Annotated in this window: 22 protein-coding genes and 1 pseudogene; 6 read left to right on the forward strand and 17 right to left on the reverse strand. The window is 64.7% G+C overall.

Features of this window, described 5'->3' with window-relative positions; translation table 11 throughout:
* The 6 genes and pseudogenes from AC6LKD_RS22495 to AC6LKD_RS22520 all read right to left on the reverse strand — a co-directional run.
* The coding region (locus AC6LKD_RS22495) for an acyl-CoA dehydrogenase family protein (RefSeq protein WP_498117530.1) at positions 1–569 on the reverse strand (569 nt) is incomplete at its 3' end.
* Positions 564–1,751: pseudogene (locus AC6LKD_RS22500) on the reverse strand (acyl-CoA dehydrogenase family protein); the annotation flags it as partial. The pseudogene AC6LKD_RS22500 and the gene AC6LKD_RS22495, both read right to left, overlap by 6 nt.
* Positions 1,741–2,403 (reverse strand): 3-oxoacid CoA-transferase subunit B, encoded by a 663-nt coding sequence (locus AC6LKD_RS22505; protein WP_498117499.1) that lies wholly within the window; start codon positions 2,401–2,403, stop codon positions 1,741–1,743. The pseudogene AC6LKD_RS22500 and the gene AC6LKD_RS22505, both read right to left, overlap by 11 nt.
* Positions 2,400–3,089, reverse strand: a complete 690-nt coding sequence (locus tag AC6LKD_RS22510; protein ID WP_498117500.1) for a 3-oxoacid CoA-transferase subunit A — start codon at positions 3,087–3,089, stop codon at positions 2,400–2,402. Before AC6LKD_RS22510 ends, AC6LKD_RS22505 begins: the two co-directional genes overlap by 4 nt.
* An 8-nt stretch (positions 3,090–3,097) precedes the next feature.
* Positions 3,098–4,258 (reverse strand): thiolase family protein, encoded by a 1,161-nt coding sequence (locus tag AC6LKD_RS22515; protein ID WP_498117501.1) that lies wholly within the window; start codon positions 4,256–4,258, stop codon positions 3,098–3,100.
* Entirely contained in the window at positions 4,255–4,644 is a 390-nt protein-coding gene (locus AC6LKD_RS22520) for a Zn-ribbon domain-containing OB-fold protein (protein ID WP_498117502.1), read from the reverse strand. Before AC6LKD_RS22520 ends, AC6LKD_RS22515 begins: the two co-directional genes overlap by 4 nt.
* A gap of 216 nt (positions 4,645–4,860) precedes the next feature.
* Here AC6LKD_RS22520 and AC6LKD_RS22525 point away from each other — a divergent pair, with 216 nt between their 5' ends.
* Together AC6LKD_RS22525 and AC6LKD_RS22530 are read left to right on the forward strand one after the other, a co-directional pair.
* A complete protein-coding gene (locus AC6LKD_RS22525; protein ID WP_207472401.1) occupies positions 4,861–5,733 on the forward strand; it encodes an NAD(P)-dependent oxidoreductase in 873 nt (290 codons plus the stop codon).
* A 170-nt stretch (positions 5,734–5,903) separates the two neighbouring features.
* The gene (locus AC6LKD_RS22530; RefSeq protein ID WP_498117503.1) at positions 5,904–6,770 is read left to right on the forward strand and encodes a class I SAM-dependent methyltransferase; all 867 of its coding nucleotides are present in this window, start codon (positions 5,904–5,906) and stop codon (positions 6,768–6,770) included.
* Positions 6,771–6,808: 38 nt separating this feature from the next.
* Here AC6LKD_RS22530 and AC6LKD_RS22535 read toward each other — a convergent pair whose 3' ends face one another.
* The 4 genes from AC6LKD_RS22535 to AC6LKD_RS22550 form a co-directional block, all read right to left on the reverse strand.
* Positions 6,809–8,665 carry a hypothetical protein gene (locus AC6LKD_RS22535; RefSeq protein WP_498117504.1) on the reverse strand — a complete coding sequence of 619 codons (1,857 nt, stop codon included), beginning with the start codon at positions 8,663–8,665 and terminating at the stop codon, positions 6,809–6,811.
* 30 nt (positions 8,666–8,695) lie between these two features.
* A complete protein-coding gene (locus tag AC6LKD_RS22540; protein ID WP_498117505.1) occupies positions 8,696–9,061 on the reverse strand; it encodes an EamA family transporter in 366 nt (121 codons plus the stop codon).
* Positions 9,031–10,020 carry a glycosyltransferase family 2 protein gene (locus tag AC6LKD_RS22545; protein ID WP_498117506.1) on the reverse strand — a complete coding sequence of 330 codons (990 nt, stop codon included), beginning with the start codon at positions 10,018–10,020 and terminating at the stop codon, positions 9,031–9,033. Before AC6LKD_RS22545 ends, AC6LKD_RS22540 begins: the two co-directional genes overlap by 31 nt.
* Before the next feature lie 336 nt (positions 10,021–10,356).
* Positions 10,357–11,616 carry an MFS transporter gene (locus AC6LKD_RS22550; protein ID WP_498117507.1) on the reverse strand — a complete coding sequence of 420 codons (1,260 nt, stop codon included), beginning with the start codon at positions 11,614–11,616 and terminating at the stop codon, positions 10,357–10,359.
* Positions 11,617–11,888: 272 nt separating this feature from the next.
* Between AC6LKD_RS22550 and AC6LKD_RS22555 the strand changes: the two genes are divergently transcribed.
* Positions 11,889–12,788: a DMT family transporter gene (locus tag AC6LKD_RS22555; protein ID WP_013395289.1), complete on the forward strand. Its 900-nt coding sequence runs from the start codon at positions 11,889–11,891 to the stop codon at positions 12,786–12,788.
* Here the strand turns inward: AC6LKD_RS22555 and AC6LKD_RS22560 are convergent.
* Together AC6LKD_RS22560 and AC6LKD_RS22565 are read right to left on the reverse strand one after the other, a co-directional pair.
* The gene (locus AC6LKD_RS22560; protein ID WP_498117508.1) at positions 12,785–13,285 is read right to left on the reverse strand and encodes a cupin domain-containing protein; all 501 of its coding nucleotides are present in this window, start codon (positions 13,283–13,285) and stop codon (positions 12,785–12,787) included. The genes AC6LKD_RS22555 and AC6LKD_RS22560 overlap by 4 nt on opposite strands.
* A 52-nt stretch (positions 13,286–13,337) precedes the next feature.
* Positions 13,338–13,994, reverse strand: coding sequence for a GntR family transcriptional regulator (locus tag AC6LKD_RS22565; protein ID WP_498117509.1), 657 nt, complete (start codon positions 13,992–13,994; stop codon positions 13,338–13,340).
* A gap of 193 nt (positions 13,995–14,187) precedes the next feature.
* Between AC6LKD_RS22565 and AC6LKD_RS22570 the strand changes: the two genes are divergently transcribed.
* Positions 14,188–15,162 carry a Bug family tripartite tricarboxylate transporter substrate binding protein gene (locus AC6LKD_RS22570; protein ID WP_013395292.1) on the forward strand — a complete coding sequence of 325 codons (975 nt, stop codon included), beginning with the start codon at positions 14,188–14,190 and terminating at the stop codon, positions 15,160–15,162.
* Positions 15,163–15,186: 24 nt separating this feature from the next.
* Complete coding sequence (ggt, locus tag AC6LKD_RS22575) at positions 15,187–16,782, forward strand: gamma-glutamyltransferase (RefSeq protein ID WP_498117511.1); 1,596 nt, start codon at positions 15,187–15,189, stop codon at positions 16,780–16,782.
* 141 nt (positions 16,783–16,923) lie between these two features.
* On the opposite strand, the gene AC6LKD_RS22580 is transcribed toward ggt, so the two are convergent.
* From AC6LKD_RS22580 to AC6LKD_RS22600, 5 genes are read right to left on the reverse strand one after another with little or no spacing between them, the layout of a single operon-like run.
* Complete coding sequence (locus AC6LKD_RS22580; protein WP_498117512.1) at positions 16,924–18,369, reverse strand: ArnT family glycosyltransferase; 1,446 nt, start codon at positions 18,367–18,369, stop codon at positions 16,924–16,926.
* A complete protein-coding gene (locus tag AC6LKD_RS22585) occupies positions 18,360–19,385 on the reverse strand; it encodes a glycosyltransferase family 2 protein (protein WP_013395295.1) in 1,026 nt (341 codons plus the stop codon). The genes AC6LKD_RS22580 and AC6LKD_RS22585 overlap by 10 nt, the downstream gene beginning before the upstream one ends.
* A 21-nt stretch (positions 19,386–19,406) precedes the next feature.
* A complete protein-coding gene (locus AC6LKD_RS22590) occupies positions 19,407–22,577 on the reverse strand; it encodes a CusA/CzcA family heavy metal efflux RND transporter (RefSeq protein WP_492276666.1) in 3,171 nt (1,056 codons plus the stop codon).
* A gap of 13 nt (positions 22,578–22,590) precedes the next feature.
* Positions 22,591–23,775, reverse strand: a complete 1,185-nt coding sequence (locus AC6LKD_RS22595) for an efflux RND transporter periplasmic adaptor subunit (protein WP_498117513.1) — start codon at positions 23,773–23,775, stop codon at positions 22,591–22,593.
* Positions 23,776–23,789: 14 nt separating this feature from the next.
* Positions 23,790–25,046 (reverse strand): TolC family protein, encoded by a 1,257-nt coding sequence (locus AC6LKD_RS22600; protein ID WP_498117514.1) that lies wholly within the window; start codon positions 25,044–25,046, stop codon positions 23,790–23,792.
* A gap of 228 nt (positions 25,047–25,274) precedes the next feature.
* On the opposite strand from AC6LKD_RS22600, the gene AC6LKD_RS22605 reads away from it, so the two are divergent.
* Complete coding sequence (locus tag AC6LKD_RS22605) at positions 25,275–25,616, forward strand: DUF4148 domain-containing protein (protein WP_013395299.1); 342 nt, start codon at positions 25,275–25,277, stop codon at positions 25,614–25,616.
* Positions 25,617–25,645 lie beyond the last annotated feature (29 nt).

Consider the following 25,645-nt stretch of genomic DNA (forward strand, 5'->3'; position numbering starts at 1 on the left):
AGGCCGGGCGCATCGGCTTTGACCAGAAATACCGCCGTTCCCGATTCGTCGCGTGCCGTGACCAACAGTTGCCGGGCGCCCGCGCCATAGGGTATGCGCCGCTTCACGCCGTTCAGTAACCAGCCGCCGCCTTCGCGCACAGCGGTCACGTTCAGATCGTCAATCGGCCAATCCGCATCTGGTTCAGCATGAGCCAACAACGGCGCGGCGCCTTGCGCGATCTCGGCCAACAGCGCGCTCACCCGCCCACCTTGCGGCAGGCGCGCCAGCAGTTGGCCGCAAAGCAGCGCGCTGGCGTCGTAGGGTTCGACCACCAGATGACGCCCGAAGCGCTGCATCAGTACGCACAAGTCCGCGAGCCCGCCATCCATCCCGCCTGCCGATGCCGGCAACCCCAGGCCCAGCAGCCCCATTTCGGCAAAGGCGCGCCAGTGCGGCGAAGCTTCGGGGTCCGCATCGCCGGGCAACGCGGGCCGGGCGGCGGGAGACGGATACTCCCCCTGAAGGTACCGCCCGACGGCGTCATCGAGCGTGCGCTGGTCTACGCTCAGGTCGTCGGCCTCGCCCAACGCCAGCTTGGCGATGATGTTCTTCTGGACCTCGTCCGTTCCGCCGTAGATCGAAATCTTGCGCAGGTTGAGATAGAAGCCGGGCATGGCTTCCAGTTCCTCTGCCGTTGTCGGAGCGCCCCGCGCATAGTCACGCTCTAGCGCACCTGAGTCATAGGCGAGCGCATGCGAACCGGCCGTGTCGACCAGCGCTACGCTGATGCGCTGCGCCAGTGTGGACCCCAGGTACTTCAATATCGAAGCTTCCGCGCCGTGCCCTGCGCCCCGCTGGTCGCGCGCAATCAGCCGCAGATTGGTCTGCTCCAGGGCCAGCGTATCGATCTCCAGCTGCGCCAGCCGCCGCGCGAATATGGGATCTTCGGCCAGCGGGCGGCCGTCCGCCTGGCGTTGCGCCGCCAGCCGCTGCAGATGGCCCAGTTCGCGCTTGGCGCGCCCCACGCGGGCGGCGCCGAAACGCTCGTGCGACAACAGGTACTTTGCGTATGTCCAGCCATGGTCCATTTCACCGACCAGATGCGAGGCAGGCACCACGACCTCATCGAGGAAAACCTCGTTGATCTCTACTCCGCCGTCCAGCGTGCGGATCGGCCGTAGCGACACCCCGGGGCTGCGCATGTCGATGAGCAGGAAGGAAATGCCCTCTTGCGCCTTGGCCTCGGGGTTGGTACGCGCCAGGCAGAACATCATGTCGGCGTACTGGGCGTAGGTGGTCCAGGTTTTCTGGCCGTTCACCACGAAGACATCGCCCTCGCGGCGAGCGCGGGTGCTCAGCGCGGCGAGGTCAGAACCCGCACCCGGTTCGGAATAGCCCTGGCACCACCAGTCCTGCCCGCTGAGGATGCGCGGCAGGAAGTGGCTTTTCTGCCATGCGGAGCCATAGGCCATGATGACGGGCGCCACCATGCGCAGCCCGAATGGCACGGTTTCGGGTGCGCCCGCCAATGCGCATTCCTCGTCAAATACGTTGCGCTGCTCGATGCTCCAGCCGGCCCCGCCATGCTCGGCGGGCCAGTTCGGCGCGACCCAGCCGCGCTCGTTCAAGATGCGGTGCCAGCGCAGGAAGTCCTGCTTGTCCAGCCGCTGATGATCCATCACCTTGCGCCTGAGGTCGGCGGGCAGGCGTTCTTGCAGGAATGCGCGGACTTCGCGGCGAAAGTCCTCGAGGGAGCAATCAAGCGGCATCGGGCAGATCCTCCGCGAAGCGCAGCGGCGCGTCGGTCGCCGCCTGCAGGGTTACGCGGGTGAGGCCCGGCGCCATGTTGCGCACCAGGAATCCCTCGGGCGTGACGTCGAGCGTGGCGAGGTCGGTATAGACTCGGTCCACGCATGCCGCGCCCGTCAACGGCAGGTCGCATAGCCGGCGCAGCCGCGAGCGGCCGTCGCGGGTAAGGTGTTCCATCAGCACGTGGACCCGTTTGGCGCCCACGGCCAGGTCCATGGCGCCGCCCACCGCCGCAGCCACGCCGGGCTGGCCCAGCGACCAATTGGCCAGATCGCCGGTTTCCGACACCTGATAGGCGCCGAGGATGCAGTAGTCCAGATGTCCGCCGCGCATCATGGCGAAGGAATCCGCATGATTGAAGAAGCTGCCGCCCGCGGCCATGGCGATGCTCTGCTTGGCCGCGTTGGTCAGGTCGGGATCGACCGGATCGGCCTCCGCGCGTGCGCGCATGCCGAGTATGCCGTTCTCGCTATGGACGATGACGCCGTGCTCCGGCCGCCAGTAGTCGAGCGCCATGACGGGCAAGCCGATGCCCAGATTGACGTAGGAGCCGGGAGGGATGTCCGCCGCCGCGCGGCGCGCGATGTCCTCGCGGGAGTATCGTTCGATCATTGCAAGGCTCCAGTCAATTGGGCGTCGCGAATGCGCAGCACGCGCTGCACGAAGATGCCGGGCGTGACGATGTGCTCCGGATCCAGTCCGCCCACCTGCGCCAGCGTATGAACCTGCACGACGGCGGTGGCCGCAGCCATGCACATCAGCGGACCGAAATTGCGTCCCGCCTTGCGGTAGATCAGGTTGCCCAGGGGATCCGCGCAATACGCCTTCACCAGCGCGTAGTCGGCGTGCAGGGGCTCCTCGAACACGTGCCCCACGCCTTTGATCATCCGTGTCTCCTTGCCTTCGGCCAGCAGCGTGCCGTAGCCGGTGGGCGTGAAGAATCCGCCCAGGCCCGAACCTGCCGCCCGCAGGCGCTCGGCCAGCGTGCCTTGCGGCACGCACTCGTAGTCGATCAAGCCGTCGGCATAGGCCGATTCGAACGCCTGGGACTCCGCGCCGCGCGGATACGAGGCGATCAGCTTGCGCACGCGGCCCAACCGGATCAGCCGCGCCAATCCGCTATCGCGGGCGCCGCTGTTGTTGCACACCACGGTCAGCTCACGCGCGCCCTGCTCCACCAGCGCATCGAGCAATTCGACGGGTTGGCCGGACAGGCCGAAACCGCTGACCAGAACGGTGGCGCCGTCCGGGATATCCCCCACCGCTTGCGCGGCGCAATCTACTGTCTTGTTCATCATGGCGGCCATCAAAGGGAGTGGGAAAGAATGGCGGTGGCCTGGCTGGACAGCACCCCGCCGTTGCCGTGCACCAGCGCGACGTCGGCCTTGGGCACCTGGCGTTCCCCTGCCTCGCGGCGCAGTTGCGCCACGGCCTCGATGACGAGGAAGATGCTGTACATGCCCGGATGCGTGAACGACAGGCCGCCACCGTTGGTGTTCATCGGCAGGTCGCCGCCCGGCTCGATGCGCCCGCCGCCGATGAACGCGCCGCCCTCCCCCTTGGCGCAGAATCCCAGGTCTTCCAGAAAAAGGATGGGATTGATGGTGAAGGCGTCGTAGAGTTCGACCAGGTCGATGTCGGCGGGAGTCAATCCAGCTTCCGCGAACGCGGCCCGGCCGGAGTCCACCGCGGGCGTGACGGTCACGTCCGGCATGCACGATATCTGCCGGTGCCAGTGGGCGTGCCCGGCGCCTAGCACATAGATGGGGCGCGGATGAAGGTCGCGGGCCCGTTCGGCGCGCGTGACCACGAAGGCGCCGGCGCCGTCGGTCACCAGGCAACAGTCGCGCACGGTCAGGGGGTCCGAGATCATCTTGGCGCCCAGCACCTCTTCGATCGTCAGCGGCGTGCGCAGAAAGGCATCCGGATTCAGTTGCGCCCATTTGCGCGCCGCCACCGCAACCTCGGCCAACTGGCGCCGCGTGGTGCCATATTGGTGCATGTGGCGCGCGGCGGCCAGCGCGTAGCTGGATACCGGATTGAACGGCTTGTAGGGATGCTCGTAGGGCTGCGGGTCCAGCGCCGCCCGCATCTGATTGATCTGCGTGCTGCTGGGCGCGCTGCGCGGATTGGCGCCGTAGCAGATCAGCACATGCTCGCACTGGCCGGCCTCGATCGCCATGGCCGCGACCTTCAGGTCGGCGATGAACGACGATCCCCCGAACATGGTGCTGTCTGAAAAGCGAGGCCGGATGCCCAGGTACTCCGCCATCCGCATCACCCACCAGGGCGAGGTCAGGCTCGAGGTGATGATGCCATCGATGTCCTGCATCTTCAGGCCGCTGGCAGCCACCGCGCGGTGGGAGGCCTGGGCGATGATTTCCTGTTCGGAACGGCCTTGGCAGTCGCCCAGGCCGGCCATGCCGGTGCCCAGGACGGCGATCGCGCCGCGATAGCTTCTAGTCATGGCCGCTCCTCCTGTCCCACGAACACCAGCAGCGGCGCGCCCTCCACGGCATCGACCCTGGCGCGGACCCGCAGGCCGATAGCCACCGCCTCCACCGGCATGTCGACCACGCGGCTCATCAGGCGCGGACCTTCGTCCAGATCCACCAGGCACACGGTGTAGTCGCCGCCCTTGTTGCGAACCACGGTGGTGGAATACACCACGCCGTCGCCGCGGGGTTCCACCCAACGCAGGGCGTCGGAACCGCAATGCGGGCAGACTACCCTGGGATAGAAATGATGCCTGGCGCAGGCCTGGCATAGGGGAATGACGAAGCGGCCCTGCGCGAGCTGCTCGAAGTAATGGCGCTCGGCGCTGGGCGCCAGCTCGTTTGCGGTTTGCGGCATTGCTGTATCCGCCTGCGGGCGGTTGTCTCCGTTGTAGTTCGATCCGCGCCAGGCATGGCCGGCAGAAGTGGATCGATTTTAGGAATGGCTCCCGCGCCTTACCATCCGAAAGATTCGAAGGCTACTTTCGGCATATTCGAAGCGCGCCGGCGCCGCCCGCAAGTCAGAGTAAGATTTACGCCATAACAACCCCCTACATGGCAGGAGCAGTGGAAGATGGCAAAAGTCGGCATGGTTGGTATCGGCCTCATGGGCCATGGCATCGCAAGCAATCTGGTCAAGCACGGACATGCGCTGACGGTGCTGGAGCATCCGGGCAACCAGCCGCTGGACGCGCTGAAGGCCGCGGGCGCGGCCAGCGTGGCCGATGGCGCCACGCTGGCGGCCCAGTCTGACGTGATCATCCTCTGCGTCACCGGCAGCCCGCAGGTCGAGGCGGTGCTGCTGTCCGAAGGCGGCGTGCTGGCGGGCCTGCGGCCGGGCACGGTCATCATCGATTGCTCGACGGCGATTCCATCGTCCACCGTGAAAGTCGCGCAGGCCGTGACAGAATGCGGCGGCCGCTTCCTGGACGCGCCGATGACGCGCACCCCCAAGGAAGCCGCCGAAGGCCGGCTCAACCTGCTGGTGGGCGGCGATGCCGCGCTGTTCGAGGAATGCAAGCCGCTGCTGGCCTGCTTCGCCGAGAACATCACGCATGCCGGCCCGATCGGCGCCGGACACCGCATGAAGCTGCTGCACAACTACGTCTCGCTGGGCGTGGTCGCCCTGCTGTCGGAAGCCGCGGCTTGCGCCCTGCGCGCGGACATCGACCCGGCGGTGTTCGCCGATGTGCTGGCCAAGGGCGGCGGCGGCGGAGTGGCGCTGGAACGCATCAAGCCGTACCTGCTGGAACAGGATCCATCCTCGCTGCGGTTCTTCATGTCGAACGCGCAGAAGGACCTGTCCTACTACAACACCATGGCTGCGGAAACGGGCGCGGTGCGCGAAATCGGCGCGGCCGTGCAGCACACCTTCGACCAGGCCGTCACGCAAGGCGGCGGCGACCGCTACGTGCCGGAACTGGTGTCGCTGCTGAAGGATCGATAAAGCCAGTTGCCGGACGCTCAGCGTCCGGCCTGCCCCCCACGATACGCGATCAGCCTCGCAAACAACGAGCAACTCGCTGCAGAGCAGCCAGCCCGGGATCCAAGGATTGCCTTCGTCCCGTGGTATTTTTCACGTCACCCGCCTTTGTATCATCCCATTACGAGATCGCTATGGAAGCAACTGAAAAACGGCCCTGCCCGATCTGTGCTGCGGCACAGTCCAACGGGATCCAGGAGTGGCACTCCCTCTGCCACAAATGCGGATATGAAAGTGCATCCCTAGCCCCCAATATCAATGCGCAGCAGTTCCACAAGAACATAGACGAAGCCGCACGCGAATCCGGGCTCAAGGGTCTACGACAAGCCAACTTCAAAAAGCTTGTGCAGATTCTCAGATCCGCCCATCCACAGGCGCGAAGCCTGCTGGACGTTGGCTCCGCCCACGGCTGGTTTCTCGAAGCTGCGGCGGGATCTTTCGACGTTCTGGGCATAGAGCCGGATAAAGCAGTTTATGCGACGGCCAAGGCCAGGGAGCCGAGAGTTCGTGTCGGGTTTTTCCCGGACGCGCTGCATCAGGACGAAAAATTCGACATCATCGCTTTCAATGATGTGTTTGAACATATCCCGGACAGCGCGCGGATTTTGGCCTCATGTCGCGAGAGACTCACCAAAGACGGCATTCTGCTGCTGAACCTTCCGAGCAGTAGTGGTCTGTTCTACCGCCTGGCCAAAGTGTTTCACCGGCTAGGCTTTTCAAGTTTTTTCGATCGCCTGTGGCAAAAGGACATGCCCTCGCCGCATCTGCATTACTTCAATGCCGAAAACCTCGCCCACTTCATCCAGCAGCACCAGTTTTCGATAGTGGAGCAGGGCTCCCTACCCACTCTGCGGCTGAGGGGACTCTACACGCGGATCTCTTACTCGGGAAACATGAATATCCTGATGAAGCTGGCGACATACGCATGTGTGGCCTTGGCATTGCCTGTCCTACGCTTGCTGCCAAGCGACATCATCTATGTAGTCGCTCGGCCGCATTGAGGGCCTGCCCTGCCCCTCACAGATATTTCTGTCGGGCGTCAACCGATCTTTTTCAATATCGGGGAATCGCCGTTCCAATCAATCCGGTACACGCCGGATTGCACTTCCCTCGCATCGGCGGGGAACAGCTCGGCGTTATTCTTCCAGAATTCGCCGTCAGCATTGTAGAGCACCAGATACGAATAGCCCTGCAATAGCTTTTCCAGCTTTTCATTGCAAGTCCAGACATCCTCCGGGTTGTACTTCTGCCCCACGGACCAGCACCACCATTGGGTTTCCAATGGTATCGCGCTATAGCCGAACATGAACTTTTCAAAGCCCGTGGAATTCTGGCTGATGAAGTAGACTTTCTCCCCCTGCTTGGCCGTCCCGCCGACGATATCTGCAAGCCTATCGATCTTCCCTCTTTGTTCCATCGCCTGCGAAAGTGCGGGCGACGGAGGGCCAGCGGACCACAACTCCAAAGGCAAGCACAGAAACCCCAGCAGGACCGGCAACGCAAGAATTGGACGTAGCCACCATGCCCGAGCAGCGCCCACAGCCCCCGAATAAGCAGCCAACGCGATGACTGCCCAAGCCAGAAAATACGTCGCGGCGTATCGCTCAAACGACGCGAGCCGTACGCCCTCGTACTCGCTGAAAAAAAAGAGGTAGGTGAGGAACAGGAATAGCAGATAGCCGACTGAGCCCAATGCGAGCGTGGAAAACAACACCGCCCGATCCAACATCACGCGTTTTTTCGACACGACCACGCAAACCGCGCTTAAGGCCAACAGCCAGCCAATGGCGCCGATCACAGAGACCAGCCACAGTATCTGCCACGCCCCGCCTTGCGCTAGGCCGAAAACCCCTACCACGGACCTTTCGATAAAGGTAGTCGCGGTTTTTCCGATTCGCTCCCACATCGGGTCCACAAATAATGAAGCCAGACTCGGAATTGCGTAGGAAGTGACAACCCCGATCTTCTTGGTGTACCAACCCCATGAACCAAATGCGGCGACTATGGCCAGAATGCCGGGCAGCGCATAGTAGCAGGCACGTTTCAACCTTCCCGCGCCTGCTGCATCGTTCTCTCTGATCAAACAACCCAAAAAGTACACGACGGCCACCAGCAGTGCGAGGATCAGACCGATCTGTTTCATCAGCACCAGCACGCCCAGACTCATCGCGACCAGGCACGCCCCCTTTGCCCCATTTCTCGTGGCTGCCAGGGATAGGCTGGCCGCGAACACCAACGCCAGCAAAGGATCCACATAGATATGCTTGAAGTCGAAGCCAAAAAAATACAGCAAGCCGCACGCCGCCCAAAAGGTCAACACCTCCACCAGTGAGCCCTTTTCGTGAAAGGCGCCGACAACGCAGGCCAATGCCGACAGCATGAATATGATCTGTGCGACAAGCACCGCTCTTTCCGACCAAGGATCGAGGAACGTCAAGTAATACTGAAAAAGCTGCTGCGCCGGAGGATAGGCCTTAAAGACGTCGACAAGCGGCGTGCCCTTCAAGTACAACGCATCTGTCGCATGGATGATTTTTATTCCCGCCCCCCAGAACGAAAATTCATCCCAACCGGTGAATCTGAAATCCGCAGAAACCTGTGCAGAGAAAATGAGAAAAGGAACCAGATAGAGGATCTGCCAATACTGCTTTAACTCAATACGCCTAAGTGCCGCCGGAATTACTCGGCCATACTTTACCGAGTAGAAAATCAGTAGCCCCAGGCCGGCAATCAGACTTACCGTGGCTCCGGCGCGGAGCCAGCCGACTATACCGAAGAGATATTGAAACAGGACAACTGCCAAAATGCTCGAAAATAAAGCAACCGGCAGCCTAACCCTGAAGAATGATGCGAAGAATAGCGACAGCCCCAGAAACGACAACAGTACAAGAATCACACCCACCCCCCAAAAGGCAATTGTCGGACATTACGACTTAATGGTCACAACAATCCCGAGAACTATCAGCATCACACCGAAGAAATATTGGGTCTGGAATCTTTCGCCAAATAGAAAATAGCTTCCAATGGGCACAATGACGAATGCCAACGCCATCAGGGGATAAACCTTTCCAAGATCAGCCTTGGCGAGAACATACACCCATAGAATGGTGGTCAACCCATACAGCACCAAGGCAATGAAAAAAACGAGAAAAGTCTTGAGATCGAACAATGAGCCGCTGCGTTGAAACGTCACAGCCCCAAATTTGAATAGCATTTGACCGACTGCAATCCCTACAACACAGATAACAGCAAGAAAATACGTCATTTCAGTTTTCTTTTTTGTAGCGGCCATGTCGGCACCGACGCAATATCATGCCCAATAAATGAAAGGAGGAATTGCACCCCAAGAATCACGGGGAGCGCCGCAAACATGACAGTTCCCGCCGGCGTCGGAATACCGGAACGAGCAGACTCTATCCAGTGCGCGATTCCGTAGCCCGCGCCAGATAAGAAACAAACCAGCCCAAGAGGCAATTCGATGGATGCGAGCGACATTCCGCGCAGATAGTAGTTATAGAATATTCTCTTTACGAAATTCCTCGCATGCTTGACAAGGAATTCGCCCAATATCTTTCCTATTTTTAGATTACTCACCTCATCCGCATATTTCGCCTCCATCGGAACATCAGCAACCACAGCGTTGAGCGTATTCAAGCGAAACAGCATATCCGTTTCAAAAAAATACCTCTTGCTGATTTTCTCGAATGGCAGGCACTTCGCAACTTTGGCGTGTATAGCGGTAAACCCATTGGTGGGATCGAAGATATTCCAGTATCCCGAGGAGAGTTTCGTCATGAAAGACAGGACAGCGTTGCCGAACAGGCGCATTTTCGGCATGGCACGGACGCTCTCAAGGTCGAAGAAGCGATTCCCCTTTGAATAGTCCGCATCTCCCGCCACAATGGGGGACAAGAACTCTGGCAGCAACCCGGGGTCCATCTGGCCATCGCCGTCTATCTTGACAATGATGTCCATGCCATCTGCGATCGCCGCACGATAGCCGGCCATGACAGCCCCACCGACGCCTTCGTTACGCTCGTTGTACAACACAACAATTCGGCTATCGTCGCAGTTCTCCTCGACGAACCGACCGGATCCATCCGGGCAGCAATCGTCCACCACATAGATGCGATGCACTTCATCGCCGATCGCGCCTATCACTTCGAGAACATGGCCCTTGACCTTGAACGACGGTATGACAACAGCTACCTTCGTCAAAGCAAGGCTGTACGCAGGGTCAGTAGCATTCACTAGAAATCTCCAGGCGAAGACAAGCGCCCCCACGGTGCTCTCCGACAAAGCACCGATTCCGGCAGTTTTTGATAATTTTCGTGGCGCGAGAGTTCGGCCTGTCCCACAGCGTTCGCCTGGAACATCCTATTTTTCCAGCACGAACCACAGGAGGAAAACCTCAAACTATATCAAAATGTGCCATCCAGTTCTCGCGGCAGCATGGGCGCCGGCGCGGCAATCGACGGCCATCTCATTCCTGCCGATTGCCGAACAAGCGTCGCCGCGAGAATTTTGGGATAGGGCCAGCGGTACGTACATTGCCACGCAAGCTTGGGGCAAACATGGAAAGGGTTGTCAGGCGCTCATCCGCTGAAGGGCTCCAGTATCGCGCTGTGGCAAGCGAAGCGCGATACCAGCCGCAAGCAGCAACAGTGTGCCCGCCGATCCAAAGGCCACCCAATGCGTGCCGAAGGTCTCGTAGGCCCAGCCGCCCAGCCATGAGCTGATCATGCCGCCGACCTGGTGGCCCAGGTAGACCAGTCCGTAAAGCACGCCCACCAGCCGCACGCCGTAGACGTCCGCAAGAATGGCCGACGACAAGGCGATGCTGCCGGCCCATGCAATGCCGCCCAGGGTGGCCGCGGCGTACAGCTCCCAATGCGCGCCCACCGCGACCAGCGCGAAGAAGCCCAGCCCGCGCACGAGGTAGATCGCAGCCAGGATGGCGCGCCGTTCGACTTGGTCGGACATGCGCCCCAGGACCAGGGTGCTGAAGATAGCGACCAGGCCGATCAGTCCTATGCCCAGCGAACTGGTGGTGGCGTCAAAGCCATGGTCCATCAGCATGGGCACGCCGTGCGTGCCCAGCAGGTTCATGCTGAAGCCACAGGCAAACAGGCCCAGCGCCACCTGCCAGAAAGGCAGCGAGTTCAGCGCCGCGCGCACATTGGGCGCAGGCCGCTTGGAGGCGGCTTTGGCCGGTCCCGCCTTATCGATGATCTGGTGCGGCAGCAGGTCGGTGTGCTCGGGCGCCTCATCTCGCATGACGAAGAGCGCCGCCGGCACCGTCAGCAGCGCGAACAGCACGGCAAAGGCCAGCAAGGTCTCCCGCCAGCCCACGGCCGAGATCGCGAAGGTCAGGGTCGGCGTCATCAGCGCAATGCCGGCCATGGAGCCCGTGGAAAGGAAGAACAGCGCCATGCCGCGCTGGCGCGTGAACCAGCGGCTGATCACGGGCGTCAGCGCCACCGGGCTGGTGAAGCCCAGGCCGATGGACAGCGCCACCCCGAAGGACAGCAGAAATTCGATGGGTCCGCGCGCGAAGACCGTCCAGATGATCGACAACACAACGATGGCGGTACCGGTCAGCAGCACGAAGCGGGTGCCGCGCGTGCCGACCAGATAACCCGCCAGCGGCATGGCCAGCCCATAACAGAGCATACCGAGCGCGACGATGCTGGACAGCGTGCTGCGCGTAAAGCCCAGGGATTCCGCGATGGGCAGGAAGAACGGCCCAACCCCCATGCGCAGACCGACGGTCAACAGGGTGAGTACCGTCGCAGCTCCTACGATATTCCAGCCGAAATACCAGCCGCCCGACTCTTGCTTCTCCACTTGTGCTTCTCCTCGATATCTTCTTGTGGCCGCTTTGCGCGCCCAGATTCACCGACGCCGCCAAAAAAGGCGCGGCGGGGGCAAGAAAAAAGAGGCGTGCACCGGCTTGTCGTCGTCGGCGGGCTAAAGCCGCCGGACGTGTCATATTACTCCCGGCTATATGCCTGCTCCGGTCGAAATCCGGGAATCTGTTCGGTGAGCGGTCACCGAAGCGCTGTATATTGCTCGCCATTTCGTAGCGCCCGAAGCAGACCGTGAAGTCCAAGACCTCGATGTTCGCCCTGTCCCGCCAGGAAATCGCCCTGGTGCTGGTCACCATGCTGTGGGGAAGCACCTTCCTCATCATCCACATCGCCATGCAGCACAGCGGGCCGCTGTTCTTCGTGGGCGTGCGCTTTACCATCGCCGGACTGATGGCGCTGCTGATGTTCCGCAAGCACATGGCGGCGATCACCCGCCAGGAGGTCGGCGCCGGCATCGCCATCGGCTGCGCCCTGTTCCTGGGCTACTTCCTGCAGACCTACGGCTTGCAGACCATCACCAGCAGCCAGTCCGCCTTCATCACGGCGATGTACGTGCCTATCGTGCCGCTGCTGCAATGGGCCGTGCTGAAGAAGCCGCCCGGCCTGATGAGCTGGGTGGGCGTGGCGCTGGCCTTCGCCGGGCTGATCCTGCTGGCGGGTCCGCAAGCAGGCGCCCTGAACTTCAGCGCGGGCGAAGCCGCGACGCTGGCCGGGGCTGCGGCGATTGCCGCCGAGATCATCCTGATCGGCCACTTTGCCAAGAAGGTCGACAGCCGCCGCGTCACCTTCGTGCAGTTGCTGACCGCCGGCCTGGTGTCGTTCGCGCTGATGCCCGTCATGGGCGAAGCCGTGCCCGAATTCTCCTGGCTGTGGGCGGGCGCCGCGATCGGCCTGGGGCTGGCCAGCGCCATCATCCAGCTCACCATGAACTGGGCGCAGAAGTCGGTGTCTCCCACCCGCGCCACCGTCATCTATGCGGGCGAGCCCGTGTGGGGCGGCATCGTGGGACGCCTGGCCGGTGACCGGCTGCCGGCGCTGGCGCTGGTGGGCGCGGGGCTGATCGTGGCCGGCGTGCTGGCGAGCGAAGCCAAGATTGGGCGCAAGAAGAAGCCGCAAGCCGCGACCCGGGGCGCGGAAGGCGCCGACTAGCGCGCCAGGCGCGCGATCAGGCCGGCCTGAGTGGGGTATAGCCGTTGCAGTTCGGCAGCGTCGGCCAACTCGAACTCGCTGAACTCGAAGCCCGGCGCCACCGTGCAACCGGCCAAGGCGTAAGCGTTCGGAACTGCCGGGTTGGCCAGTTCCGCCGCGAACCAGCTGCCGGCCGGCACAAGCGCCTGGAACGCGGCATCGGGGTCCGCCAGCGCATCGCCCAAGCGCAGGCAGCGGTAGCCGCCATCCGGCGCCAGCACATGGACATGCAACGCATTGCCCGCATGGAAATGCCAGAGTTCGTCGGACCGGATGCGGTGCCAGGTGGACCAGGCGCCGTCGCACAACAAGTAGTAAATGGCGGTGCTGGCCGAGCGGAGCGCGCCGTCGCCGCGCGTCACGGAGTCAGCGGCGCGATAGGTCTCGCGGTAGTAGCCGCCTTCCGGATGCGGCAACAGTTCCAGGCGGTGAATCAGATCGGCGGCGGATGCGGTCATGGCGGGACGGGCGCGTGAGGAATGGCGCCAGTCTAGAGCAAAGCCGCAAGTCCTAGGCGGCCTGCTCCAGGAACGCCTGCAAGGCAGGCACCGTATTCAGCACATGCTGGCGCATCGCCGCTTCGCAGCGCGCCGGGTCGCGGGTCTGCAGCGTGGCGATCAGTTCCTGGTGCGATTCGCGCACCCGCAGGACGCGGCCAGGCTGCGCCACCCACAGGCGCATATAGGGTTCGACGACGGAATGCAGTTCGGATATCTGGCGCAGCAGGCGCGGCTGCTGGCAGAAGCTGCACAGGTATTCGTGGAATTCGCGGTGCGCGGTGATCCAGTCCAGGGGTTCGCCCGGCCCCTGCTCCAGCTGCTCCAGCAGCAGGGACAAGCGGCGGATGTGCTCGGCGCCCATGTGCAGCACCGCGTTGCGCATGGCCAGGCCTTCCAGCACGGAGCGCATTTCGAACACTTCCAGCATTTCCTGCTGATTCAGGCCACGCACCACCGCGCCGCGGTTGGCGCGGATCTCGACCAGTCCTTCGGAAGCCAGACGGCGCAAGGCGCCGCGCACCGGCATGCGGCTGGTGCCGATCTCGGCCGCGACCACCTCGGGTACCAGGCGCTGGCCGGGCGCGTAGCGGCCCAGGCGGATTTCGCGCTGCAGGTGCAGGTACGCCTCGTCTTCGGCGCTGATCGCTGTCTTCTGGAATTGCAGCATTGGGGATCCAGGGTTAGGGCCAGTCAACACTAAAAGGAGCCTCGCACAGGCCCCACGAAGCCGCCATGATAGATAACCGCAAAAATAACACAAATTGGATCCAGTGATCCATGGATGCAAATCCTAATAGTCCTGGACCGCCTGCTTGCGTCTAATCCCTGCACGCACTCCATAACGCGATCAAGGGGAATTCATGAAGTTTCGTCTCATCCGGGCGCTGGCAGGCGCCGCCGCCGTCGCCTTCGCAAGCCAGGCCGGCGCCCAGGCGATCGACTGGCCGCAGCATCCGGTGCGCATCGTCGTGCCCTTCCAGGCCGGTTCCGCCACCGACCTGATTTCACGCCAGCTGGGCGCCGCGCTGTCGACGGAACTGGGCCAACCCTTCGTCGTCGAGGCTCGTCCGGGCGCCGCGGCCGCCATCGGCAGCGCCTCCGTCGCGCGCGCCACGCCCGACGGCTACACGCTGCTGATGGGCGGCCCCGCCGCCATCGTCACCAACCGCTTCCTGCAGAAGCGCCTGTCCTACGACCCCGACGCCTTTGCGCTGGTGTCGATGGTGGCCTACACGCCCAACATCCTCTTGGCCAACCCGTCGCAGCCGTTCAAGACCCTGCCGGAAATGGTGGCCTACGCGCGCGCCAACCCGGGCAAGCTGACCTATGCCTCGTTCGGCACCGGCACCACGTCTCACATGGCGGGCGAAATGCTCAAGTCCGTGGCCGGCATCGACATCCTGCACGTGCCGTACAAGGGCGCGGGCGAAGCCATCCCGGCGCTGCTCAGCGGCCAGGTGTCGATGTATTTCGACACCATCATGACCGGCCTGCCCCAGGCCAAGAGCGGCGCGCTGCTGGCGCTGGGCATGTCCAACGCCAAGCGCTCGGCGCTGGCGCCGGAGATCCCCACCATCGCGGAGCAAGGCTACGCGGGCTACGACATCGCGCCTTGGTATGGTCTGGTCGCCCCCGAAGGCACGCCCGCCCCGGTGCTCGACAAGCTCAACCGCGCCGTCAACAAAGTGCTTGCCGATCCGGCGCTGCGCAGTAAGCTCGCGGAAGCCGGCGCGGAGCCCCGTGGCGGCAGCCGCGAGGAATTCGCGGCTTTCATCAAGGCCGAAATCCCGCGCACCAAGCAGCTGATCGATCAGGCCGGCATCACGCCCCAGTAATCTTCATCACGAGTTCCCGCATCCATGTCTTTACCCTTCGATTGGTCTTTCCCCTATGCCTCCCGCAAAATGCCGGTCCTGGCCGCCAACGCGGTCGCGACCAGCCAGCCGCTGGCGGCGCAAGCCGGGCTGCGCATGCTGCTGGCCGGCGGCAATGCCGTGGACAGCGCCATCGCCACCGCCATCGCGCTGACGGTGGTCGAACCCGTCATGAACGGCATCGGCGGCGACATGTTCGCGCTGGTCTGGCATGACGGCCAACTGCACGGCCTGAACTCCAGCGGCTGCGCGCCCGCCGCGTGGACGCCGGAGTACTTCGCCGGACGCGACGCCATGCCCGGCACCGGCTGGGGCACGGTGACCGTGCCGGGCCAGGTCGCGGGCTGGAAGGCCTTGTCGGAACGCTTCGGCAAGCTGCCTTTCGCGCAGCTGTTCGAACCCGCCATCGCCTATGCCGAGGAAGGGTTCGCGGTATCGCCCACCATCGCCCGCCAATGGGCCACGCAGGCGCCCAAGCTGGCGCAGGAGCCGGGCTTCGCCGCCGCCTTCCTGCCTGAGGGACGCGCGCCGCAGGCCGGCGAATGGTGGCGCTTTCCCGCGCAAGGCAAGACGCTGCGCGCCATCGCCGAAAGCGGCGGCGAGAGCTTCTACCGCGGTGAACTCGCCCAGAAGATTGCCGATTTCGCCAGCCAGACCGGCGGCGCGCTCAGCGCCCAGGACCTGGCCGAACACCGCCCCGAATGGGTCGCGCCGATCTCGCAATCGTTCCGCGGCTACGAGCTGCACGAGATTCCGCCCAGCGGCCAGGGCATCTCGGCGCTGATGGCGCTGGGCATGTTGGAGCAGTTCGACCTGGAAAGCATGGGCCGCGACAGCGCGGACTACTACCACGTCAGCATCGAAGCGATGAAGCTGGCTTTCGCCGACCTGCACCACCACGTCGCCGATCCGCGTCATATGCGCACCAGCGCTGCCGCCCTGCTGGACCGCTCCTACCTGGCCGAACGCGCACGCCAGATCTCCATGGATCGGGCCAGCGTGCCGGTCGCAGGCACGCCCGCCACCGGCGGCACCGTGTACCTGACCGCGGCCGACGCCAACGGCACCATGGTGTCCTTCATCCAGTCCAACTACCACGGCTTCGGTTCCGGCGTGGTGGTGCCGGATACGGGCATCAGCCTGCATAACCGCGGCCTGAACTTCGTGCTCACGCCCGGCCATGCCAACCAGGTCGCGCCGCGCAAGAAGCCGATGCACACCATCATCCCCGCGTTCGTCACGCGCGGCGGCCAGCCGCTGATGTCGTTCGGCGTCATGGGTGGGTCGATGCAGGCCCAGGGCCATCTGCAGATGATCACGCGCCTGGCGGCGTTCGGCCAGAATCCGCAGGCCATGAGCGACGCGCCGCGCTTCCGCGTGGAAAAGGGGCCGGTGGTCAACGTGGAATCGCACTTGCCCGCGGACGTGGTCGACGCATTGCGCGCGCGCGGCCACAACGTCGCGGTGGCTCCTGCGGACAGCCTGGAGTTCGGCTCGGCGCAGCTGATCTGCCGCCTGCCGCAAGGCGGCTACGTGGCCGCTTCGGACTCGCGCCGCGACGGCCAGGCCGTGGGCTTCTGAGCCCGCATCGGCCAGGCGCCCGGCCTGGCCGGGCCCGACGCGCCGAGCATCGCCGCCGCTGCCGGCGGCGATGCGCATTTCGGACTATCGGATCACGCGGCGCAGACGGTCTGCCAGCGTGATCGTCCAGGCCTGCACGCCCTAGGGCGGCGCTTGCGGCCCCGCGATCAGCAAGACATAGCGCCGGCTCGAGTAGACGGGCTCCAACACCATGCCCAGTTGCTCGCGCACTCGCGGCAGGTCCGCTTTTTCCACCGCCAGAAAGGCCCTGCCGCTCTCCCGGGGCAACACAGTCGCCACGCTGTCCAACGGCACCAATCCGGCCTGCCCGCGCGAGTAGTAGCGCGCCGAAAACGGCAGGCTGTCGACGAAGTAGAGCTTTTCGATGGACGCCATCAACGCATCCGCCCTGGCGACCAACTGCTTTTCCGTTTTGAGCCGTTCCGGGTTGGCCTGCAGCATGGCGCAGAAGACGATCACCGCAACCGGGGCCAGCGCCATGCAGGCCAGCGCGGCACGGCCCGGCGCAGAAGCGCGGGCGCGGCTCAGGCATACGCCTATCGCCAGGGCCAGCGGCGGCAAGGCCGGCATCACGTAGGTCCACAGGATGTTGCCCGACAAGGTGAAGAAGACCGGCGTGGCTGCGCCCCAGGCCAGCAGATAGGTCCAGCGCGGACGGCGCAGCCATCTCCTGGCCTGCGCCGCGGTCCCGCAGCCCCGCCAGCGGCGCGCAAGCAGCCAGACGCCGAACAGCCCCCAAGGCAGCGATGCCACGACGCCGTCCAGCCAGATGGCGCCATAGGGCCGGCGGTGCGCTGAACCGTAGAGGTCCCCGCTCCAGCCCGCATCGACGAAGCGCAGGAAGTGTTCGCCGACGATGAAGTACTGGAGGAAGCCCGGCGTCTTGATTTCCGCCGCCACGTACCAGGGCAGGACCAGGACAGCCAGCATGATGGCGCCCGCCACCCACGGCAGGCGCCGCAGGTCGGCCCTGGCGGTCCCCTGCCACAGCATCCACGGCACGATGGCGCCCGCCACCAGCACTGCGGCCAGCGGGCCCTTGGACAAGAGGCCGATGGTCAGCCCCAGGAAGAAACCGTAGCGCCATAACCCCGCCGCGGGCCCGCGCGACAGGATGAATGACGCCATGCTGAGCGTGACGCCCAAGGCCAGGAACGGATCGGTCAACACCGCCCCGGCCGCGACCATGGGCAGGAACATGGAGGCGTACACCAGCACGGCCCATCTGGCGGCCTGCGCCGTGTACAGGCGGCGGCCCAGCGCATAAAGAATGGCGAGCGTCGCCGCCGTGGCCAGCAGTGACGGGAACCGGATGCTGAATTCGCTCAGGCCCAGCAGCCGGATCGACAGCGCCTCGGCCCAGAATCCCAGCGGGGGCTTGCCCCAGAACGGCACGCCCGGCGCGAACCAGGGCGTGATCCAGTCGCCGCTTTCCGCCATCAGCCTGGCGATCTCCGCGTAGCGCGGCTCGGACGTGTCGGCGAATGGCACCAGGACCATCGCCAGCAGGCGCACGCCCAATATCGCCGCCAGGCCGGCGGCCACCGCCCGGGCGCTCAGCTGCAAGCTGCATCCCTCCCATAGCCCGACGCCGTCACGCCCGCGGAACCGCTGTGCTGGACGTCGCGCACCAGATAGACCGGCCGCTGCTTGCTTTCCAGGTAGGTCTTGCCCACATACTCGCCCAGCAGGCCGATGGTGATGAGCTGCACGCCGCCCATGAAGGTCATCATCGCCATCAGCGAGGGATAGCCCGCAACGTCATCGCCGAATATCAAGGTCTTGAAGATGATGCCGGCGCCGAATACGGCGCCACCCAGGGCCGCGACCGCGCCCAATCCCGTCGCCCAGCGCAAGGGCGCGGTGGAAAACGAAGTGATGCCTTCCATCGCCAGGCGGAACAGCGCCAGGTAGCTCCATTTGGTGGTGCCGGCGGCGCGCGGCTCGCGGTCGTAGTCGATGATGCGGGTCGGCATGCCCACCCAGGCATACAGCCCCTTCATGTAGCGGCAGCGTTCGGGCAGCTGCATCAGCGCCGTCACGGCGCGCCGGCTCATCAGCCGGAAATCGCCGGTATCGGGCGGGATCGCAGCCTTGCTCAGGCGGCTCAGCAGGCGGTAGTAGGCGTAGGCGGAGAACCGCTTGAAGGCGCTCTCGCCCGCGCGGCTGCGCCGCCGCATGCTGACGACGTCCGCGCCCTCCTGCCAGGCGCGGACCATCTCGGGGATGACCTCGGGCGGATCTTGCAGATCGGCGTCCAGCACGATGACCGCGGCGCCGGCCGCATGCTCTATCCCCGCCGTCATCGCGGCCTCCTTGCCGAAGTTCCGGCTCAGCCGGACCAGCTTGATGCCGCGCTCCTCGCGCAGCAAGGCCTGCAGGTATTCGGCGCTGCCGTCGCTGCTGCCGTCGTCCACGAATACGATTTCGTACGGCAGCCCCAGCGCCTTCAACACCCGCCGCAGGCGCTCGTGGCAGGCCGGCAGCACCTCCCTCTCGTTGAGGAAGGGAATGATGACGGACAGCTGTATCGGGCTGATTGCGCCCAGCACAGCGATATCGATATCGGGTCTGGCATTCATCGGATCGCCTCTCTGTCGGGCCTAGTCCCGGGCAAGCGCCGGTTTCGACAGTTCAAGTTCGTCGGCGTCGTCATTCCTGTGCGCCAGGCGGTACAGGGCCGGCAGCACCAGCAGCGTGAGGATGGTGGAAGAAATGATGCCGCCGATCACCACCGTGGCCAGCGGGCGCTGCACTTCGGCGCCCGTGCCGGTGGCGATCGCCATCGGCACGAAGCCCAGCGAGGCCACCAGCGCCGTCATCAACACCGGGCGCAGGCGCGTCAGCGCGCCGATGCGCACGGCCTCGGCCACCGACTTGCCCTCTTCGCGCAGGCTGCTGATGAACGACAGCATGACCAGGCCGTTCAGCACCGCCACTCCGCACAGCGCGATGAAGCCCACCGCCGCGGTGATGGAAAGCGGAATGCCGCGCAGCCACAAGGAGATCACGCCGCCGGTCAGCGCAAAGGGAATGCCGGTGAACACCAGCAGCCCGTCCTTGACGTTGCCGAACATGGCGAACAGCAGGGCGAATACCAGCAGCAGCGCCGCCGGCACCACGATCTGCAGGCGCTTCGCCGCGGATTGCAGCTGCTCGAACGTGCCGCCCCAGGACGTCCAGTAACCCGCAGGCACCTGCACCTTTTCGCCTATGGCCGCAGTGGCCTCGGAGACGAACGAGCCCAGGTCGCGGCCCCGCACGTTGGCGCTGACCACGATGCGGCGCTTGCCGTCCTCGCGCGAAATCTGGTTGGGACCCGGCGCCAGGTCGAAGGTGGCGACCTCGCTCAGCGGGATGTAGGCCGCCTGCGCCTGGCCTTCCTGCCTGGGCAGGGCGACAGGCAGCTTCTTCAGCGCCGCCAGGTTCTCGCGCACGGCTTCGGGCAGGCGCACCACGATGTCGAAGCGCCGGTCGCCCTGGAAGAAGGTTCCCGCCTCGCGGCCGCCCACCGCAATGGCCAGGGTGTCCTGCACGTCCGCCATGCTCAAGCCGTAGCGCGCCGCGCGTGCCCGGTCGATGTTGACCGTGAGCATGGGCAGGCCGGTGGTCTGCTCCACCTTCACTTCCGAGGCGCCCGGTATGGTCTGCAGGACCTCGGCAATCTCGGCCGCCGTGCGGTTCAGCACGTCGTTGTCGTCGCCGAACACTTTCACCGCCACATCGCTGCGCACGCCCGAGATCAGCTCGTTGAAGCGCAGCTGGATGGGCTGGGAGAACTCATAGTTGTTGCCGGGGACTTTGTTGGCTTCCTCCTGGATCGCCGCCAGCAATTCGGCGCGGGTCTTCCTGGGGCTGGGCCACTGGTCGATAGGCTTGAGCATGATGTAGCCGTCGGAAATGCTGGGCGGCATGGCATCGGACGCGATCTCCGCCGTGCCGGTACGGGCGAATACGCGCTCGATCTCCGGAAACTTCTGCTTCAGCCGGGTCTCCAGCTGCTTCTGCATCTCGACCGACTGCGTCAGGCTGGTGCCCGGGATCCGCAGCGCCTGGATCGCCATGTCGCCTTCGTTCAGGTTGGGGATGAACTCGCTGCCCATGCGCGCCGCCAGCACGCCGCTCAACACCACGAAGACGGTCGCGCCGGCCAGGATCAGCGGCGTGCGGCGCAGCGCGATTTCAAGCAAGGGCTCGTAGCGACGCTTGGCCCAAGCCATCAGGCGATTCTCTTTTTCAGAGACGTTGTTGCCCATGAACAGCGCCACCGCCGCGGGCACGAAGGTCACGGACAGGATCATCGCCCCCAGCAACGCCAGCACCACGGTCAGGGCCATGGGATGGAACATGCGCCCTTCCACCCCGCTGAGCGCGAAGATGGGCAGGTACACCACCATGATGATCAACTGGCCGAACAGCAGCGGCCGCCGCGCCTCGCGCGCTGCCGCGAAGACCTCGTGGAAGCGTTCGCTGCGCGTCAGCGGCCTGCCATGGTGCGCCCGCGCATGGCTCAGGCGCCGCACGCAGTTCTCCACGATGACCACCGCGCCGTCGACGATGATGCCGAAGTCCAGCGCGCCCAGGCTCATCAGGTTGGCGCTGACCTTGTAGGTCACCATGCCGGTGAAGGTGAACAGCATGGACAGCGGGATGATCATGGCGGTGATCAGCGCCGCGCGGATGTTCCCCAGGAACACGAACAGGATGACGATGACCAGCGCCGCGCCTTCCAGCAAGTTCTTCTTGACCGTAGCGATGGCCTTGTCGATCAGGTTGGTGCGGTCGTAGACCGTCACGGCCTGTACGCCGGCCGGCAGCGATTTGTTGATGGCTTCCAGTTTGACGGAAACGGCCTGCGACACCGCGCGGCTGTTCTCCCCTATCAGCATGAACACCGTGCCCAGCACCACTTCCTCGCCGTTGCTGGTCGCCGCGCCCGTGCGCAGCTCGCGCCCGATGGACACCTCGGCCACGTCACGTATGCGGATCGCCTGGCCTTCTACTGTCGCCAATACCACGTCGCGGATGTCGTCCATGGACTTGACCTGCCCGGGCGCCCGGATCAGGTACTGCTCGCCCTTGCGCTCGATGTAGCCTGCGCCGATATTGGCGTTGTTCCGTTCCAGCGCGGTCATGATGTCGGTCAGCGCCAGCCCGTAGGAGGCCAGTTTCTCGGTGCTGGGCGCCACCTGGTATTCCTTGGCGTAGCCCCCAATGGCGTTGATCTCGGTGACGCCTGGGATGTTGCGCAGCTGCGGCTTGATGATCCAGTCCTGGATCTCGCGCAAGTCCATGGGGGTGTAGGGCGTGCCGTCCGGCTTGCGGGCGTCGTCCCGAGCCTCCACCGTCCATAGATAGATCTCGCCCAGGCCCGAGGAGATCGGCCCCATCATGGGCGTCACGCCCTCGGGCAGGTTCTCCTTCGCTTCCTGCAGGCGCTGGTTCACCAATTGGCGGGCGAAGTAGATGTCAGTGCCGTCCTTGAAGATGACGGTCACCTGCGACAGGCCATAGCGCGACAGCGAACGCGTCTGCTGCAGCCCCGGCAGGCCGGCCATCACCGTCTCGATCGGATAGGTGACACGCTGCTCGGTCTCCAGCGGCGAATAGCCTGGCGCACCGGCATTGATCTGGACCTGCACATTGGTGATGTCCGGCACCGCATCGATGGCGAGCCGGGAATAGTTGTAGACGCCGATGGCGGCCATGCCCAGGGTGACGAACAGCACCAGCCAGCGTTGTTCGATGGCGAAACGGATCAAGCGTTCAAACATGTTCCGCCTCGTCTCAGTGCGCGTGCTCGGCGCCGGCCTTGCCCAGCTCCGACTTGAGGACAAAAGTGTTTTCGACCGCATAGCGCGTGCCGGGCGCAAGTCCCGACAGCACCTCGACCCGGTCGTCCGAAGCCTTGCCCAGTTTCACCGGCTGCACCAGAAAGCCGCCCGGCACCTCCACGAACACGGTGGGCTCGTTGTCGACGGTCTGGACCGCGTCGGCCGCCACCGTTACCGCGGCGTCGGACATCCGGGTCACCACGTCGACCGAGACAAACAGCCCGGGACGCCAGGCCATGTCCGGATTCTCCAGCGTGACCCGCGCGGTAGCCGTACGCGTCTGCTGCCCCAGCAGAGATCCTATATATGAAACCGTGCCTTCCGCCTTGCCGGCAAACGCCGCAGAGCTCACGCTGGCCGCTTCGCCCACGCGCACGTCCTGCAGGTCCTTGGGCGCGATCACGAATTCAGCCCATACCGTGCGCAGGTCCGACAAGGTGAAGATGCTGGCGTTGTCCGGCAGCGCTTCGCCCAGCGCGATGTGCTTTTCCACCACCACGCCGTCGAAGGGCGCGCGGATCTCCAGGCTGCCCAGGTCCTTGGAGCGCGGCTCGGCGCCCACCGTCCGCAGCTTCTGCTCGGCGTTCTGCACGGCGATATCGGCCTCCTGCAGCGCGGTGCGCGCCGCCTGGTAGTCCTGCTCGGCGGACACCTTTTCCTGCCACAGGCGCAGTTCGCGCCTGTGGGTCTGGGCGGCAAGATCGCGCCGCTTGGCCGCGGCCAACCATTCGCTGCGCAGCTCGGACAGCGCCGAGCTGGACAAGGTGGCCAGCAGCTCGCCCTTTTTGACCTGCTGGCCCAGGTCCGCCGACACGCTTTGCACCACGCCGGCCATGCGCGGCACCACGTGCGCGGTGCGGTCCGCGTTGAATTTGATTTCGCCCGGAAACTGGACGGATGTCGCCAGCGCCGCAGGCGCGGCGGCTTCGGACTTGATGCCGGCCACCGCGATCTGCTCGGGCGTCAGCGCGATTTTTTCCTGTTCCTTCGGCGCCTCCGCGCCTTGTTCGGTCTCGGCGTGTCCGTGTTCCGCTTCGCCCGCCGCCAGCACGGGGTGCACGGGCGCCAGCAGCAGCGCCGCGCACAGGCCGGCCGCCGTCCACATCATGGGGTGTTGCTTGTTTTTGTGTTTTGCCATTTCTTATGCTCGTTTCAACGTCCGAGAATGCGGTCGATATCCGCGGAAGCCTGGTACACGGATGCCAGCACCGTCAGGTAGGCGATGTTTCCGTCGGACAGGGTGCGCTGCGCGTCCAGCACTTCCAGGAAGCCGAACTTCCCTGCTTCGAAGCCCTTGCGCGCGGCGTCATAGGCCTGGGTGGCGCCCGGCAGCACTGCGGTCCGGTACTCGCGCGCGGAGCCCACCGCCAGATCGAACCGGGTCACGGCCTGCAGCAGTTCCCCCATCAGGCCGGATTCCAGCTCGCGGAATTGGTCCTGCGCCTTGTAGGCCTGCATGGTGGCGGCGTAGACATTGCCCTGGTTGCGGTCGAAGATCGGCAAGGGAATGGAAACGCCAAGCTGGGCCTTGTTGCGGCCTGCCTCGTTATCGCGGGCCACGCCCGCGCTCAAGGTGATGTCCGGATAGCGCTTGCTCTTCTCCACCTCCAGCTGCGCCTGCCCCAGGTCGACGGCGAGCTTGCCGCCCTGCATCCTGGGCGTTGCGGCCAGGCCAGCGCGCAGTTCGTCGATGGACGCCCGCTCCGGCAACGTTTTTAGATCCCCACCCACGCTGGCGAAGCCAGGCTCCGCTTCGCCCCAGAGCAGGCCGAGCTTGCGGCGCGCGCCCAGCAATGCCGCCTCGGCGCCGCGCGCCTCGATGCGCGCATTGGCCAGCGCGACCTGGGCCTTGCTGCCTTCCAGCGGTGGCGCCTTGCCCGCGGCCACGCGCCTCTCGGCCAGCCGCAAGGCGCCACTGGCGATGTCCACGGTGCCGCGCGTCACACGCACGGATTCCTGTGCCACCGCCACGTCGAAGAAAGCCGCGATGACCGCCGCCCGCAGGCCGGCCCGCGTGCCCGCCACGTCCTGGCGTGCCATGTCCCGGGACAGGCCTGCCGCCTTGACCCGCGCGGCGCGCTTGCCTCCCGTCTCCAGCGGCATGTTCAACATGGTGGTGGTGGTGCGCGTGGCCGATTTCGTATCGTCCACGCTGACGTCGATGGAAGGGTTGGGCAGCAGGCCCGCCTGCGTCAGCAGGCCTTCGGTCGCCGCGGCCTCATTCTTTGCTGCGGCGAATCCGGGATTGCGTTCCAGCGCGGCGGCCAGGGCGTTCTCCAGCGTCAGCACGGCGCCTGTCTGGCTCTGCTCCATGGACACGGGAGCGCGGACCGCGCCTGCGTCCTGGGCGGACGCGGACGCGGCAATCATCAGGGCCGCCAGGGTCAGCGGCAAGGCAGATACATGCATGGTTCAACCAAGGAAGGTGCGAGCCGGCAATGTATCCAGACGGGCGCGTCAATCGACCGACAGAAAAATGACATTTCCGTAAGGTTCTCGGGCCTTACAAAAACGTAATCAGGGAGTTCGGGAATTGACGGACATCGGTCCGTAGAGTGTCACCGTCGCTACACAAACAGCGTGTATGCGCCTGACGGAACACCGCTACCGGCGCCACGCTCAACCTGGGAGATATCCATGAAGATCAAAACCGTCGCCGCCGCCCTCGCCCTGGGTTCCGCGTTGGCCCTTCCCTTTGCCGCCAGCGCCTCCAGCACCTGGCACCAGACCAATACGGAAATCGGCTACGCCATCGCGCCGGACCACGCCACCGCCGGCAAGACACGCGAAGAAGTGAAAGCCGAGCTGGCCGTGGCCAAGTCCGACCCGAAGCAGTGGTTCCTGACCAATCTGAACGCCGCCAAGCCGGGCTGGGTCAGGCAAGGCACCTCCCGCACCCGCGCGGACGCCATGGCGGAAATCGAGGCCATGACGCCGGCCGAACGCGCCCGCCTGGACGCGATCTACACCCCGGGCTGAACCGCCGGCCCCGTGGCGGACGCGTCTCG

It is taken from the genome of Achromobacter sp. D7-1 (genome assembly GCF_059760445.1).